This window comes from Amycolatopsis sp. La24 (assembly GCF_029087445.1).
Taxonomy (GTDB): Bacteria; Actinomycetota; Actinomycetes; order Mycobacteriales; family Pseudonocardiaceae; genus Amycolatopsis; species Amycolatopsis nivea.
The window spans coordinates 1-14,679 of record NZ_JARACH010000053.1; the positions used below are offsets into that span (position 1 = coordinate 1).

12 protein-coding genes are annotated in these 14,679 nt (G+C 68.5%); 7 read left to right on the forward strand and 5 right to left on the reverse strand.

Features of this window, described 5'->3' with window-relative positions:
* Positions 1-163: 163 nt before the first annotated feature.
* From PUT80_RS34810 to PUT80_RS34825, 4 genes are all read right to left on the reverse strand, one after another.
* On the reverse strand, positions 164-1,246 hold the full coding sequence (locus PUT80_RS34810) for a Gfo/Idh/MocA family oxidoreductase (RefSeq protein ID WP_275294682.1): 1,083 nt from the start codon (positions 1,244-1,246) through the stop codon (positions 164-166).
* On the reverse strand, positions 1,243-1,974 hold the full coding sequence (locus PUT80_RS34815; RefSeq protein ID WP_275294683.1) for a sugar phosphate isomerase/epimerase: 732 nt from the start codon (positions 1,972-1,974) through the stop codon (positions 1,243-1,245). The genes PUT80_RS34810 and PUT80_RS34815 overlap by 4 nt, the downstream gene beginning before the upstream one ends.
* Before the next feature lie 93 nt (positions 1,975-2,067).
* Positions 2,068-2,607, reverse strand: coding sequence for a GNAT family N-acetyltransferase (locus PUT80_RS34820; protein ID WP_275294684.1), 540 nt, complete (start codon positions 2,605-2,607; stop codon positions 2,068-2,070).
* Between the two features lie 19 nt (positions 2,608-2,626).
* A complete protein-coding gene (locus PUT80_RS34825; protein ID WP_037818796.1) occupies positions 2,627-3,358 on the reverse strand; it encodes a FadR/GntR family transcriptional regulator in 732 nt (243 codons plus the stop codon).
* A gap of 214 nt (positions 3,359-3,572) precedes the next feature.
* Between PUT80_RS34825 and PUT80_RS34830 the strand changes: the two genes are divergently transcribed.
* From PUT80_RS34830 to PUT80_RS34860, 7 genes are read left to right on the forward strand one after another with little or no spacing between them, the layout of a single operon-like run.
* The gene (locus PUT80_RS34830) at positions 3,573-5,180 is read left to right on the forward strand and encodes an ABC transporter substrate-binding protein (RefSeq protein WP_275294685.1); all 1,608 of its coding nucleotides are present in this window, start codon (positions 3,573-3,575) and stop codon (positions 5,178-5,180) included.
* A gap of 16 nt (positions 5,181-5,196) precedes the next feature.
* Positions 5,197-6,156, forward strand: coding sequence for an ABC transporter permease (locus PUT80_RS34835; RefSeq protein ID WP_037713542.1), 960 nt, complete (start codon positions 5,197-5,199; stop codon positions 6,154-6,156).
* The gene (locus PUT80_RS34840; protein ID WP_275294712.1) at positions 6,156-8,117 is read left to right on the forward strand and encodes a dipeptide/oligopeptide/nickel ABC transporter permease/ATP-binding protein; all 1,962 of its coding nucleotides are present in this window, start codon (positions 6,156-6,158) and stop codon (positions 8,115-8,117) included. Before PUT80_RS34835 ends, PUT80_RS34840 begins: the two co-directional genes overlap by 1 nt.
* The gene (locus PUT80_RS34845) at positions 8,114-9,079 is read left to right on the forward strand and encodes an ABC transporter ATP-binding protein (RefSeq protein ID WP_037818793.1); all 966 of its coding nucleotides are present in this window, start codon (positions 8,114-8,116) and stop codon (positions 9,077-9,079) included. Before PUT80_RS34840 ends, PUT80_RS34845 begins: the two co-directional genes overlap by 4 nt.
* Positions 9,076-10,005, forward strand: a complete 930-nt coding sequence (locus tag PUT80_RS34850; RefSeq protein ID WP_043833635.1) for a dihydrodipicolinate synthase family protein — start codon at positions 9,076-9,078, stop codon at positions 10,003-10,005. Before PUT80_RS34845 ends, PUT80_RS34850 begins: the two co-directional genes overlap by 4 nt.
* The gene (locus PUT80_RS34855; protein ID WP_275294686.1) at positions 10,005-12,011 is read left to right on the forward strand and encodes a beta-galactosidase; all 2,007 of its coding nucleotides are present in this window, start codon (positions 10,005-10,007) and stop codon (positions 12,009-12,011) included. The genes PUT80_RS34850 and PUT80_RS34855 overlap by 1 nt, the downstream gene beginning before the upstream one ends.
* On the forward strand, positions 12,008-13,837 hold the full coding sequence (locus PUT80_RS34860; protein ID WP_275294687.1) for a sialidase family protein: 1,830 nt from the start codon (positions 12,008-12,010) through the stop codon (positions 13,835-13,837). Before PUT80_RS34855 ends, PUT80_RS34860 begins: the two co-directional genes overlap by 4 nt.
* 35 nt (positions 13,838-13,872) lie before the next feature.
* On the opposite strand, the gene PUT80_RS34865 is transcribed toward PUT80_RS34860, so the two are convergent.
* Complete coding sequence (locus PUT80_RS34865; RefSeq protein ID WP_240690655.1) at positions 13,873-14,598, reverse strand: sulfite exporter TauE/SafE family protein; 726 nt, start codon at positions 14,596-14,598, stop codon at positions 13,873-13,875.
* Positions 14,599-14,679: the final 81 nt, after the last annotated feature.

Consider the following 14,679-nt stretch of genomic DNA (forward strand, 5'->3'; position numbering starts at 1 on the left):
CCAGCCCCTCCCCCGCACCCCGATACGAAGCCTCCCTGCGGTCTGGGGGTGCTTGTCAAGGCATCTTTCCCGCCTTGACAAGCACCCCCAGACCGTCAGCACAATCAAGCTTCGGGGTGCCCCACGCAAGCACAAGCGATGTCGCCGCCAGGCGACGAGCCGTTCACAACGTCCGCACAAACGGATCCCACTCAACGGGCAACAGCTCCGCCACCTCCACCCGACTACCCACCTCAACCCCCACCCCGCACTCCATGGACTCCTCAACAGCCACCATCACATCCAGCACGTGATAAGCCATCTCCCCGGAAGCCCTCTCCCCCACCCCAGCCCGAACCGACCGAGCCAAATCAAGCACCCCCGTACCCCGAGAACCCGAATGCCCCACCGCGACAAGTTCCTCAGACTCCCCACCCACATGCACCACAGCAGAACCGTCAAACCGATTAGGATCCGGCAAAACCGCAGTCCCCAACGAACCAGAAACCTCAACAACCCCAGTCCGCCGCAACGCAGAATCAAAAGACAGCAAAACCTGCGCACACCCCCCGCGCGCAAACTCGATCAACGCACTAACCGTAGTAGGCACAGTAACCGCAAACTCAGTCCCAACCCGAGGCCCAGCCCCAATCACCCGAGTCTCCCGCCCCCGCCCGCCAACCCCAGTAACCTTCCGCACCGCCCCAAAAACCTGCACCAGCTGCGTCAAGTAATAAGGCCCGATATCCAGCAACGGCCCGCCCCCGGCCTGAAACAAAAACTCCGGCGCGGGATGCCAGCTCTCCGGCCCAGGCGTCTGAAACAACGCCAGCGCCGCAACAGGAACCCCGATCCGGCCGAGCGCACGAAGCGCGGTCTGGTGCCCAGCCCCCAGAAGGGTGTCCGGCGCCCCAGCCACCCGCACGCCCTTTTCCCGCGCCCGGTCGAGAAGTTTCCGCACCGTCGGCCGATCAACCCCGATCGGCTTCTCCGACCAAACGTGCTTCCCCGCCTCCACCGCCGCGAGACTCACCTCGACATGCACCGCGGGCACAGTCAGATTCACGACGATCTCGACATCCGGCAACGCGAGCAGATCCGCCATCGACCCGCTCCATGGAACCCCGTATTTCGCCGCCTGCCCCCGAGCCCGGGATAAATCGAGATCAGCGACCCCCACCACCCGCAGATCCGGAAACGCTGTCAAATTCTCCAAATAGGTGTCACTGATAAACCCAGCCCCGACGACCCCGACCCCGACCGTCACTTCCCCACCCCAGCGAGATAAGCGAAACTCTCCGCGATACCGCCGAAAACATCCTCATGCCGATCGAACTCCACCACCCGCAACGCCTCCGGAGCCGCCGCGAGCACATCCTCCAGCGGCACCCGCCCCTGCCCCGCGGGCACCTGCCCGGAAGCATCGACCGCCAGCGACCCGTCCTTCACGTGAATCGCGCGCACCCGCTCCCCCAGCCGATGCAGCAACGCGGGCGCGTCCTCGCCGCCCGCCGTGGCCCAGTAGGCGTCGACCTCCAGCACGACCTCCGGGTCAAGCCGATCCGCGAAGACCTCCAACGCGCTGCGCCCGTCGATCCGCGATTCCAGCTCCCACCAATGATTGTGGTACCCGACCCGGACGCCGTATCCCGCCGCGACCTTCGCCGCGGCATTGAGCGCTTCCGCAGCGGCAACGATATCCGCTGAATTCTGCCACTGCGCCGCCGGAATCATCGGTTCGATGACGACTTCGATCCCCAATTCCCGAGCCGCCGCGAACACCGCGTCCAGATCCTTCCCGACCAACGCGGCGTGTGCGGTCGGCGCGCTCAACCCGTGCGCGGCCAGCCCCGCACGAAGCACCTCGACGTTCTCCACCACCCCGTACGGCTCCACGCTGCCGAACCCGATCGCAGCCAGCCGCCGCAACGTCTCGTCCGGATCGGCCGCGAACGCGTCGCGCACCGAGTAGAGCTGCACCGAAGGTCCACCCATGCCAACTCCCAGAGGTAGAGGGCTTTCGCCAATTCCTACCACCTGGTCAGAATTGACACCAGGACAAAACCGGACGGAAATCCCGCGCCAAGATCAGCCGAGTTCCTTGTGCCAGATCAGAAAATCGCACGGAGTGGCCAGCAGCGGAGCCAGCTCCGGATGCGGCCCGTCGATCGTCGACGTCTCCACCACCCGGTACCCCAGCCGGCCGTACCACTGCGCGAGGAACTCCTTGGACGGATGCGTCCACTCCCGCGGCACCAGCAGCTCGAGCTGCATCCGCGTGCACCCCTCGGCCCGGCAATGCCTCTCCGCGAACCGGACCAGCTCCCGCCCGATCCCAGCGCCGCGCACCTCCGGCGAGGCAGCGAGCAGACCGAACTCCCCGAGGTCCTCAGCCAGGCGCTGGATCCGGACCGAGCCCACCACGGCCCCGTCGATCCAGGCGACCGCGATTTCCCCCGAGCGAACCAGCCCGGCCATCTCCGCGGCATTGGTCCGATCGGCCGAACCGGCCCACAATCCCGCCTCGGCCTTCGCGTAGACGGTGTTCACCAGATCGGTCAGCAAGGCCACCAGCGCGGCGTCCTCGGCGGCGGACGGCGGCAGGAAGGCGATCTCCGGAGTCGTCACCTGTCCAGCCTAACCACACTCAGCTGGCGGCCGAACCGGAAACCGCGGGCCGCGCCTCCCCGAAGCCGCCGTAGCGACCGGCTTTCGCGCGCTTGCGCACCTCGTCGAAATGCCGGTGCACCGCGTGCGCGGCCGCCTCCGCGTCGCCGCTCACGAGCGCGTCCACGATCGCCTGGTGTCGTTTCGCGGTGGCCGGAGCGGACGAAACCGGCCCGCCCATTTCGCCTTCCGCGGCCCGGTAGACGTCCCAGAACAAGCCGGTCAGCTCGCGCGCCAGGTCGAACCCCGCCTCGGCGCAGATGAGGTCGTGGAATTCGCGGTCGGCCACCGCCGCGTCCGGCCCCTTGCGGCGCATCCGCGCCACGCACGCCTGCAGTTCCCCGATCAGCTCCGGCCGGTGGTCGCGCGCGACCCGGCTGGTCAGCTCCGTTTCGATCATCTCGCGGACCTCGAGCAGGTCGCGCAGCCGTCCGGCGTCGGTGCTGCCGCGGCTGCGCGTGCGGAAGAGCAGCCACGTCTGCAGCGCCTCCGACCCCGCCGCGCCGACGAACGTGCCGTACCCGTGCCGGACCTCGACGATGCCGAGCGCCTGCAGCGCCTTCACCGCCTCCCGGATCGAATTCCGGCTGACCCCGATGTCCTCGGCCAGGCTCAGTTCGGTCGGCATCGGCGCGCCGGTCGGCAGCTGCCGGTCGACGATCAGGTCGATGATCTGCTTGGTGATCTCTTCACTGCGTTGCGGGCGCGCCACACGTGTCTCCCGGATGTCTTTCTTGCACTGGCACGTCGCCATCGGAGGACATCCTACGTCATGATCGGCTCGCGCCGCTGCACCCGCGCGGGTGGGAACAAGCCTCTTGACCGGGGCGGGAACGGGACTTAGGGTTCCGGCAAGTCATAGGACGTCCCACGTCCTACTTCTCGATGCTTTCTGGGTGGAACACCGCATCAAGTCAGGAGACGCCATGTCCCGAACCGCCATGGGGACTCAGTTCAACCGGCGCGCACTGCTGCGCTACGCCGGCCTCGCCGGGGCCGCCGCAGCGGTTTCGTCGACGCTCGCCGCGTGCGGCGGCCCCGCGTCGACCAACAAGACCGGCAGTTCGTCCGGTTCGGTCACCGCGGTGATCGGGTACGGCAACAACCAGACCTGGGACCCGCTGCAGACCGCGTCGGCGTTCGCGATGGCGGCGATCCTGCACAGCTACGAATCGCTCGTCGAGGGCGATCCGGTCACCCGGGAACCGTTCCCCGGCCTGGCTAAGGCGCTGCCTGCCGATCTCAAGAGCACCACGCTGCGCTTCGAACTGCGCGACGGCGCGAAGTGGCACGACGGAAAGCCGGTGACCGCGGACGACGTGGTGTTCACCTACGCCCGTGTGCTCGACCCGAAAGAAAACGTGCTCATCCACAGCTTCTTCGCGCAGTGGCTGGAGTCGGTCACGAAGGTCGACGCGAAGACGGTGGAGTTCAAGCTGAAGTTCGCGTTCCCGTACGCGCTGCAGCGGATCCAGATCTGCAAGATCGTGCCCAAGCACGTGTTCGAGAACAACTGGAAGGCCGCCGCCGCGGGCAAGGTCGTCGGCTCCGGGCCGTACAAGATCACCGAGCAGGCGCCGCTCTCGCACACCTCGTTCGAGAAGTTCGCGGACTACAACGGCCCGCGCCCGGCCGCGTACGACAAGATGCTCTGGAAGTCCATTGTGGATTCCGCGCCGAGGGTCGCGGCGATCTCCGGGGCCAAGCCGGACGCGCAGATCGCGGAGAACATCCCGCCCGCCAACGCCGAGCAGCTCCGCAAGGCGGGCCGCACGGTCGAATTCGCCGACGGCGGCAACAACCTGTTCCTGCTTTTCAACACCCAGCACTCGCCGTTCGCCGACAAGCGGGTCCGCCAGGCGCTGCATTACGCGATCGACAAGAAGAAGATGATCGAGATCGGCTTGCGCGGCACCGGAACCGCGGGCACGTCGTTCATCAACCCCAAGCTGCCCGGTTCGCAGCCCGCGTCGCAGAGTTTCGAGTTCAACCCGGAAAAGGCGAAGCAGCTCCTCGCCGAAGCGGGCGTGAGCGGTTTGAAGATCTCGCTGTCCACAACGAACACTTCGCTGGTGCTCGACTGCGTCAAGGTGATCAAGGAGGGCTGGGACGCGATCGGCGTGCAGACCACTTTGGACTCCCAGGACACGAAGGCGCTGTTCTCCAAACTGGACAACGGCGACGACTTCCAGGTCGTGGCCACCACGAACAACCCGCTGCAGTTCGGCAACGACCCAGACCTGCTCATCCGCTATTACTACGACGCGCAATCGGTGCTCATGACGAAGTACGCGCGCTGGAACGGCGACGACACCAACGCGTTGCTGGCGTTGCAGGACAAGGCCGCCGCGGAAACCGACGAGACCAAGCGCGGCGGGCTGTACAAGCAGTTGCTCGACCAGATTTCCGAGCAGGCGGTGATCTACCCGATCGTCTTCACGCAGATGGGGACCGCGTGGGACCCGAAGGCGATCAGCGGCGTCCGCGCCCAGGGCTACCCGGGCATCTACCTCAACCAGGCCAAACCGGTCTGACAAGGAGACCCGCGAAGTGACAGTCGTCGTGCGGATGCTGGCCGGCCGCATCCTCGCCCTGATCCCGCTGCTGCTCGGCGTGATCCTGTTCGTGTTCATCGTGATGCGGTTCTCGCCGGTCGACCCGGCGATGGCCGCGTTCAACGGCGCCAACGCCACCGCTGACCAGCTCCAGCAGTTCCGTGAGCAGAACGGCCTGCTCGACCCGTTGCCGCTGCAGTACGTGCACTTCGTGTGGCATCTGCTGCAGGGCGATTTCGGGACGAGCGTGATCACCAAGGAGCCGGTGGGCCAGACCATCGCCACCGCGCTCCCGCTCACCGTGCAGCTGACCCTGCTCGGCCTGGCGCTGGCGCTCGTCGTCTCGGTCGTGCTCGGCGTGACCTCGGCGCTGTTCCGCGGCCGCTGGCCGGACCACCTGATCCGGTTCGTGACGCTCGCCGGCGTCGCCGCCCCGGCGTTCTGGATCGCGCTGCTGCTGGTGCAGTGGCTGGCGGTCGGCAAGGGCCTGTTCCCCACCAGCGGCTACGTCAGCCCGGCGGATTCGTTCTCCGGCTGGCTGAACTCGCTGACGCTGCCCGCGATCGCGCTGGCCGCGCCGGTCGCCGCGCAGCTGACCCGGGTGATCCGCACGTCGATGGTCGAGGAACTCGACAAGGACTACGTGCGCACCGCACGCGGCGGCGGGCTGCCGCCGGTCGTCGTGGTCGGGCGGAACGTGCTGCGCAACGCGCTGGTCAATCCGCTGACCGTGCTCGGCCTGCGGGTCGGCTACCTGCTCGGCGGCGCGGTGGTGATCGAGACGATGTTCGCGCTGCCCGGCATGGGCCAGAACATGATCCAGGCCGTGCAGGACGGCGACACCGCCAAGGTGCAGGGCTTCGTGATCACCATCGCGGCCGGGTTCGTGCTCGTGAACCTGATCGTCGACGTGCTCTACCTCGTCGCCAACCCCCGTCTGCGGAGCCGCTCGTGATGCGCCCGGTCCTCCGCCCGAACCTGACCGCCCGGCTCTCCCGGCCCGGCGTCCGGTTCCGGCGGCTTCCCCTGCCCTCGTGGATCGCGCTGGGCGTGCTGATCGTGCTCGGGCTCGTCGCGGTCCTCGGCACCGTCGTGGCCACGCACAATCCGGACCTGCTCAGCACCGACACCGGCGGGCCCAGCGCGGCGCACTGGTTCGGCACCGACCAGTCCGGCCGCGACATCTTCTCCCGGCTCGTCGCGGGCACCCGCTGGTCGCTCGCGATCGGCCTCGGCGCGACGCTGCTGGCGCTGGTCGCGGGCGTCGTCGTCGGATCGTTCGCGGCGACGTCCGGCCGCCGGGCCGACGGCCTGGTCATGCGGGTCCTCGACGTCCTGATGGCCTTCCCCGGCATCGCGCTCGCCGCGGTGCTGGTGGCGGTGTTCGGGCGCGGCATCCTGGTGCTGATCCTCGCGATCGGCTTCCTCAACATGGCTCCGGTGGCGCGGGTGGTGCGGGCGAACGTGCTCGCGCAGTACGGCGAGGACTACGTCGCGGCCGAGCGGGTGATCGGCGCGAAACGGCTGTTCATCCTCGCCCGGCACGTCGCGGTCAACTGCGCCGCGCCGATCCTCGTGTACTGCACGGTGACCGTGGCGGACGCGATCGTGTTCGAGGCGTCGCTGTCGTTCATTGGGGCGGGGATCCAGCCGCCTGATCCGTCGTGGGGTTCGGTGCTGTCGGACGGCAAGGACCTTGTGCTGACCGGCGGCTGGTGGGCGACGCTGTTCCCCGGCCTGCTGATCCTGGCGACGGTGCTGGCGTTGAACATCCTCTCCGAGGGGATCTCCGACGCTTGGGCCGCGCCGTCGGCCCGCACCGCGAAGGCGGCCGAGGCGGCACAGCAGATCGAACTGGCCCCCGAAACGGTTCCGGCAGTGCTGCCGCTGCGCGGACTGCGCGAAGCCGGGCAACGGCTGGCGGCGAAGGCGAGGGATCTGTCCGGCCGGGAAACCGTGCTGGCGGTGGAGAATCTCGCGATCTCGTTCCCGGACCGGCACAACGGCGTCAACGTCGTCGACGGAGTGTCCTTTTCGGTCCGTTCCGGCGAGGTGCTGGGGCTGATCGGCGAATCGGGCTGCGGGAAATCGCTGACCGCGCTGTCGATCATGGGCCTGCAGCCGGACGCCGCGAGGCTCAGCGGCGAGATCCGGTTCGCGGGCGACGACCTGCTGACCATGAAGCCGAACGTCCGCCGCCGGCACCTCGGGCACGACCTGGCGATGGTGTACCAGGACGCGCTCAGCTCGCTGAACCCGGCGATGACGATCCGCGCGCAGCTCAAGCAGTTCACCCGGCGCGGCGGCACGCGCACGCCGGAAGAACTGCTCGAACTGGTCAACCTCGACCCGGGCCGGACGCTGCGGGCGTATCCGCACGAGCTTTCCGGCGGGCAGCGGCAGCGTGTGCTCATCGCGATGGCGCTGTCCCGCAGCCCGAAGCTGATCGTGGCCGACGAGCCGACGACGGCGCTCGACGTGACCGTGCAGGCGCAGATCATGGCGCTTTTGCTGCGGTTGCAGGAGGAACTGGGCTTCGCGCTGGTGCTGGTATCGCACGACCTCGCGCTGGTATCCGACATCGCCGACCGCGTTGTGGTGATGTACGGCGGGCAGGTCGCCGAGACCGGCGCGACCGCGGCTGTCGTCGGCGCGCCGCGGCACCACTACACGCGCGGCCTGCTCAGCGCGGTGCTGTCGCTGGAGGAGAACGAAGCGAAGCTCACCCAGATCAAGGGCGTCGTGCCCGCACCGGCGGACTTCCCGCCCGGCTGCCGGTTCGCGAGCCGGTGTCCCGCCGCTCGCGGGCACTGCTTCGAGGTCGCGCCTGAGCCGTCGGGCAACGGGCATCTCGTGGCTTGCCACTACCCCGCCGAAAGCCCCGTGGTGGCCATGGCAGAAGGAGCTCAAGCATGAGCCTCGTCGAAGTCGACGGCGTGCATGTGGTGCACAAGATCCGCGGGTCCGGCCTGTTCGGGCACGACCGGGTTTACGCGCTCACCGACGCGACCCTCGCCATCGCGAAGGGCGAAACCGTCGGCGTGGTCGGGGAATCCGGCTGCGGAAAGTCCACTTTGGCCAAAGTGCTGGTCGGGCTGCAGAAGCCAACCTCCGGCACCGTGCGCTACGACGGGAAACCGCTGTCCGCGTTGCGTCCGGCCGAACTGGGCCGCACGGTCGGCATGATCTTCCAGGATCCGTCGACCGCGCTGAACCGGCGGCTGCCCGTCTCGAAGATCCTCCGCGACCCGCTCGACGTGCACCAGATTGGCACGGCCGAGGAGCGCGCAGAACGGGTCCGGGAGCTGATGAGCCTCGTCGGCCTGCCGTCCAGCGTGGCCGACGCGCTGCCGTCGCAGCTGTCCGGCGGGCAGCGGCAGCGCGTGGCGATCGCCCGCGCACTCGCCCTTCGGCCGGCGTTGCTGGTGGCCGACGAGCCGACGTCCGCTTTGGACGTATCGGTGCGCGCGCAGATCCTGAACCTGTTGCTGGAACTGCGCGAACAGCTCGAACTGGCGATGGTGTTCGTGTCGCACGACATCCAGACCGTGCGCCGGATGAGCGACCGCATCGTGACGATGTACCTCGGCCGGATCGTCGAACAGGCCCCGGCCGCGGAACTGCCGCACCACGCGCACCATCCGTACACGCGGGCGCTGTTCTCGGCGACGCCGAGCCTGTTGCACCCGGTGGAACCGATTGTCCTCAGTGGACCGGTGCCGTCGGCGACCGCGCCGCCGCCCGGCTGCCCGTTCCACACGCGCTGCCCGAAAGCCACCGATGAGTGCTCCCTCGCCTTGCCACCGCAGTCCGGGCCGGACGAGCACACGTACCGCTGCATCCATCCCGAGATCACGACCGGAGTGACCGCCTCATGACTGCGCCCAAGTTCGCCGGCATCATCCCGCCGCTGTGCACGCCGTTCCACGACGATTTCACCGTGGACACCGCGTCGCTGCGGCGGCACATCGAAGTCCAGCTCGACGCCGGCGTGCACGGGATCTTCGTGCTCGGATCGTCCAGCGAGGTCGCCTTCCTGCCCGACGACCAGCGCCGGATCACCGTCGAAACCGCGGTCGACCAGGTCGCCGGGCGGGTCCCGGTGCTCGCCGGCTGTATCGACATGACGACCCTGCGCGTCGCGGAGCACGTGAAGACCGCCGAAGCCGCCGGCGCGGACGCCATCGTGGTGACCGCGCCGTACTACACGCGCACGCACGTCGCGGAGATCGACCGGCACTTCCGGCTCCTGCACGAGCGGACGTCGCTGCCGATTTTCGCCTACGACATCCCGGTGGCCGTGCACACGAAGCTCGACCGCGACATGGTGCTGAACCTGGCCGCGGACGGCGTCCTGGCCGGGCTCAAGGATTCCAGCGGCGACGAAGCCGGGTTCCGGATGGTCCTGCAGCAGCGGCGCGAACGCGGGCTGGAGCAGTTCGCCGTGTTCACCGGATCCGAACTGCTCGTGGACTCCGCGCTCGCGCAGGGCGCGGACGGCGCGGTGCCGGGGCTCGGGAACGTCGACCCGGTCGGCTATGTGCTGATCTACGACCACTTCCGCGGCGGCAACCCGCAGGCCGCGCGGCGCGAGCAGGAACGGCTGCTGACGCTGTTCAGCATCACCGACGTGGCGCCGCCGAACCGGATGGGCCGCGGCTCGGCCGCGCTCGGCGCGTTCAAGGCGTCGATGAAGATGCGCGGATTCATCGACAACGCGGTGATGGCGCCGCCGCAGCTCCCCCTCAACGACGACGAACTGCTGCAGATCAAGGGAAAACTAGCGGAAGCGGGTCTCCTCTGATGGATCGGCTGTACTACGGCGGGGATTACAACCCCGAGCATTGGTCGCCCGACGTGTGGGCGGAAGACCTGAAACTGATGGCCGAGGCATCGGTTTCGATGGTGACGGTCGGGATTTTCTCCTGGGCGCAGGTGGAACCGCGGCCGGGAGAATTCGATTTCGGCTGGTTCGACACGGTGATGGACAACCTCGCCGCCGGCGGCGTCCGCGCTTGTCTCGCCACTATGACGGCCTCACCGCCGCCGTGGCTTTCCCACCGGTATCCGGAAATCCTGCCGGTGCGCGCGGACGGCACCCGGCTGTCCGCCGGTGCGCGGCAGCAGTTCTGCCCGTCCAGCCCGGTGTTCCGCGAGCACGCCGCCCGGCTGGTCGAACAGGTCGCCACCCGGTACGCCGGGCATCCGGCGCTGGAAATGTGGCACATCGGCAACGAATTCGGCTGCCACATCCGCGCCTGCTATTGCGACGAGTCCGCAGTGGACTTCCGGCGGTGGCTCACCGAGCGCTACGGCAGCATCGAGGCGTTGAACGACGCCTGGAGCACGACTTTCTGGTCGCAGCGGTACTCCGAGTTCGCCGAGATCCAGCCGCCGCGCGTCGCGCCGACCTTCCCGAACCCGGCGCACCAGCTGGACTACCACCGGTTCTCCTCCGACGCGTCGCTCGGCTGCTACCTCAACGAGCGCGAGGTGCTGGCCCGGATCACCCCGGACGTCCCGGTGACCACGAACTTCGTCGGCCTGGTGCAGAAGTCGCTCGACTGGAACAGGTGGGTGCCGCACGAGGACATCGTGAGCCTCGACTCCTACCCCGACCCGTACGATCCGCGCGGGCACCTGGAAGCGGCCTTCGCCTACGACCTGGTCCGGTCCATCAAGGACGGTCAGCCGTGGCTGTTGCTGGAGCAGGCGCCGAGCGCGGTCAACTGGCGCACCCGCAACAGCCCGAAGCCGCCGGGGACGATGCGGCTGGGCAGCTGGCAGGCGGTCGCCCGCGGCGCGGACGCGGTGTTGTTCTTCCAGTGGCGGCAGACCCCGGGCGGGGCCGAGAAGTTCCACTCCGCGATGGTGCCGCACGGCGGTCCGGACACCCGGACGTTCCGCGAGGTGCGCGACCTCGGCCAGGAACTGGCGTCGCTGCCGCAGCTGGCGGACAGCCGGGTCAAGGCCGACGTCGCGGTCCTGCACGACTGGAACAGCTGGTGGGCGCTGGAGCTGAACTCGCATCCGTCGGACGACCTCAGCCAGCTCGACGCGCACCTCGCGCACTACGCGCCGCTCTTCGACGCGAACGTCACCTGCGACGTCGTGCACCCGTCGCGCGATCTGTCCGGGTACCGGCTCGTCGTGGTGCCCAATCTGTACCTGATGGACAGTGCGGTCGCGGCCAATCTCCGCTCCTATGTGGAGGGTGGCGGCCATCTGGCGGTGTCGTTCTTCTCCGGCATCGCCGACGAGAACGACCGGGTGTACACCGGCGGCTATCCCGCGCCTCTGCGGGACATTCTCGGCCTGCGCGTCGACGAGTTCTGGCCACTGCCCGAAGGCGGTTCCACCACGCTCGACCTCGACGGCACGACCGTCGGCGCCACGATCTGGTCCGAATGGATCGAAGCCGAGGGCGCGGACGTCGTCGCCACCTTCGCCGAGGGCCCGCTGGCCGGTCGTCCCGCGATCACGCGGCACGAGTTCGGCTCCGGGGTCGCGTGGTACCTCGGCACCCGGCCGGACGCGGACGTCATGCGCACGCTCTTCGACCGGATCACCGCCGGGGCCGGAGTTTCGCCGGTACTGCCCGGATTGCCGGACGGTGTCCAGGCAATCGTGCGGCACGGTGCCGACGACTACCTGTTCCTGCTCAACCACAACGATGCAGCTGTCACTGTTTCCCTGCCTTCCCCCGGTACCGACTTGCTCACCGATCCCGCCCAGCCATCGTCCGAAGTGGAACTGGCCGCGCACGGCGTGGCCGTCCTTTCCGGACAGTTCGGAACGGAGACCAGATGAGAACCGCCCTTCGCGTGGTGCTGGCGTTCGTGCTGCTGGCTTTCCTCGCTCCCGCCGGTGCGGCCCAAGCCGCGCCGCAGTTCGATCAGCAAGCGCTCTTCAACCCGCATCAGGAAACCGGATACGCGTGTTTCCGCATCCCGGCGATCGTCCGCAGCACGCACGGCACGCTGCTGGCCTTCGCCGAGGGCCGCAAGAACAACTGCGGTGACACCGGCGACATCGACCTGGTCCTGAAGCGCTCGACCGACGGCGGGACTACCTGGTCGCCACTGCAGGTGGTCAACCGCGGCGGCGGGGACACCCACGGCAACCCGGTGCCCATTGTGGACACCAAGACCGGCCGGATCGTCCTGATCACCACGTACAACAAGGGGCGTACCGACGACAAGGGCTGCGACGTGCCGTGCCCGCGCACGCCGCATTCGCAGTACAGCACCGACGACGGCCGCACCTGGTCCACGCCGGTCGACATCAGTGCGCAGGCGAAGCTGCCCGCGTGGGATTCCTGGTACGCCTCGGGTCCGGTGCACGGCATCCAGCTCCAGCACGGCCAGCACGCGGGCCGGCTCGTCTTCGGCGTGAACGCCGAACGCAGTGACGGCACCAATTCCGTCGAAAACTACGCCGGGCTCATCTACAGCGACGACGGCGGTTCCTCCTGGCACGTCGGCGCTGTCGACAACTACCTGCATCCGGTGGGCGGCACCTTTACGCAAAAGCCGTCGGAAGTCAGCGTCGTGGAACTGCCGGACGGCACGATTTACGCCGGAGGCCGCGAGCAAAGCGGCACTGACATCGGCAACCGCGACTACGCGTTGAGCCGGGACGGCGGCGAAACGTTCTCCCAGCGCTTCACCACGATCCCCGACCTCGTGACGCCGATGGTGCAAGGTTCGCTGCTGCGCCTGGACCGTCCCGGCGGCAAGCGGATCCTGTTCGCCTCCCCCGCCGACACCGACCGGCGCCGGTGGATGGCCATCCGTTCGTCCTATGACGACGGTCGCACGTGGGAAAACGCGGACCAGGGCACGCGGATCACGACGGACTGGTCGGGCTACTCCGACCTGGTCCAGCTCAGCGGCCCGCAGGACCGGAACGCGAAGATCGGCCTGATGTACGAGGGCGGCGCGGTGGACGCCCGCGACGAGATCCGATTCGCCCGTTTCGACGAGAACTACCTCGGCTGGAAGCGTTCGCCGGGAGTGTCCACTCCGGACGTCGCATGTAGACAGTCCGCGCGCATCCTCGGCGACGCCAAGCTGGTTCCCGGCAAGTTCGGCAAAGCTGTCCAGCTGAAGAACGGGTTCGTCCGCGTCCCGTACTCGCCGGCGCAACTGGTCGGCTCAGGCGACTTCACTTTCTCCACCTGGGTCAACTACGGCGCATCGAAGGACCCGCAGCCGCTGCTGTGGCTGGGCGGAATGGGCTCCACCGCGCCGCAGCTGTGGCTCCGCGCCGAACCCGCGTCGCATCGCCTGATCGCGATGATGACGACTGCGGCCGGAAGCAAGTCGGTCACCACGCAGTCGGCGTACGACGATCAGAAGTGGCATCACGTGGCGCTTCAACGGTCCGGCGGCCAGCTCCGCATCCTGGTCGACGGCGCGGTGGCCGCGTCCGGTCCGGACTCGCCCGGTTCGGTCACCCAGACCGTCTCGTTCCAGCTGTGGCTGGGCGAACGTCTGGACGGCGCGCAGCATCTGTCCGGCGCACTGGACGACAGCCGCCTGTTCCGGCGGGCACTGTCCACTGCGGACCTGACCGCTGTCCGTGCCGGGAAACCGGTCCCCGGCGCGGTCATGGAACTGCCCTTCGACCGGTAACGCACTGGCTGAAGCCGGGTGACTGCCACCCGGCTTCAGCCGTGCAACGCGAGATACGGCGCGATCCCGACCAGCACCGCGATGAGGGCGGCCTTGAGCGTTTTGGTCGGCAGAGCGTGCGCGATCCGCCAGCCGATCAAGACCCCCGCCAGCTCCGGGATCCCGACGATCGCCGCCAGCCGCCAATCGACCGCGCCGTGCAGGACATACCCGAGCGTCCCGACGCTGGCGATCACCACCGACTGCACCTGCGCCGCGGCGAGCGCCCCGAGCACCGGCATCCCGGCGACGACCAGCAACGGCACCGCCAGCATCGGCCCGCCGACGCCGACCAGCCCCGCGACCACCGCGACGCCCGCCCCGATCGCCCCCGCGACCGGCAGCCCGACCGCCCGCTCCCGCCCCTTCAGGCCGACGAACACCGCCACGACCAGCGCGAACCCGCCGAGCACGATCCCGAACGCCTTGGTCGACACCCAGGAGTTCAGCAGCACCCCCAGCGGCGTCCCGACGAACGCGGCCGCGGCGAGAACTCCCGCCACCCGCCGGGTTTCGGGTTCCCGCAACTGTCCGGAATGGACAAAAGCGGCACTGCCGAGAATCCCGGTGGCCACGTGCGTGACGATCGCGGTGCCCGCCACCTGCGCCGGGGTGAGCGAGGTGAAGACGAACAACCCGACCGTCGCGAGCACCCCGCCCGGCCCGACGGCGGTGATGCCGATCCCGGCCAGCAATCCGGTGACAATGAGCGCGGCGATCACCTCGGGCACCTCCGGAAGTCGTTCTCTGTTCTGCGCTCGGCCGTGGGGTCGGCGTGTCCGCGCCCGGTCCGCCGCCGGGAA

Coding starts and splice junctions, on each gene's coding strand:
- PUT80_RS34815 (WP_275294683.1), bottom strand. CDS start 1,974: ATGGGTGGACCTTCGGTGCAGCTCTACTCGGTGCGCGACGCGTTCGCG.
- PUT80_RS34850 (WP_043833635.1), top strand. CDS start 9,076: ATGACTGCGCCCAAGTTCGCCGGCATCATCCCGCCGCTGTGCACGCCG.
- PUT80_RS34830 (WP_275294685.1), top strand. CDS start 3,573: ATGTCCCGAACCGCCATGGGGACTCAGTTCAACCGGCGCGCACTGCTG.
- PUT80_RS34840 (WP_275294712.1), top strand. CDS start 6,156: ATGCGCCCGGTCCTCCGCCCGAACCTGACCGCCCGGCTCTCCCGGCCC.
- PUT80_RS34860 (WP_275294687.1), top strand. CDS start 12,008: ATGAGAACCGCCCTTCGCGTGGTGCTGGCGTTCGTGCTGCTGGCTTTC.
- PUT80_RS34845 (WP_037818793.1), top strand. CDS start 8,114: ATGAGCCTCGTCGAAGTCGACGGCGTGCATGTGGTGCACAAGATCCGC.
- PUT80_RS34855 (WP_275294686.1), top strand. CDS start 10,005: ATGGATCGGCTGTACTACGGCGGGGATTACAACCCCGAGCATTGGTCG.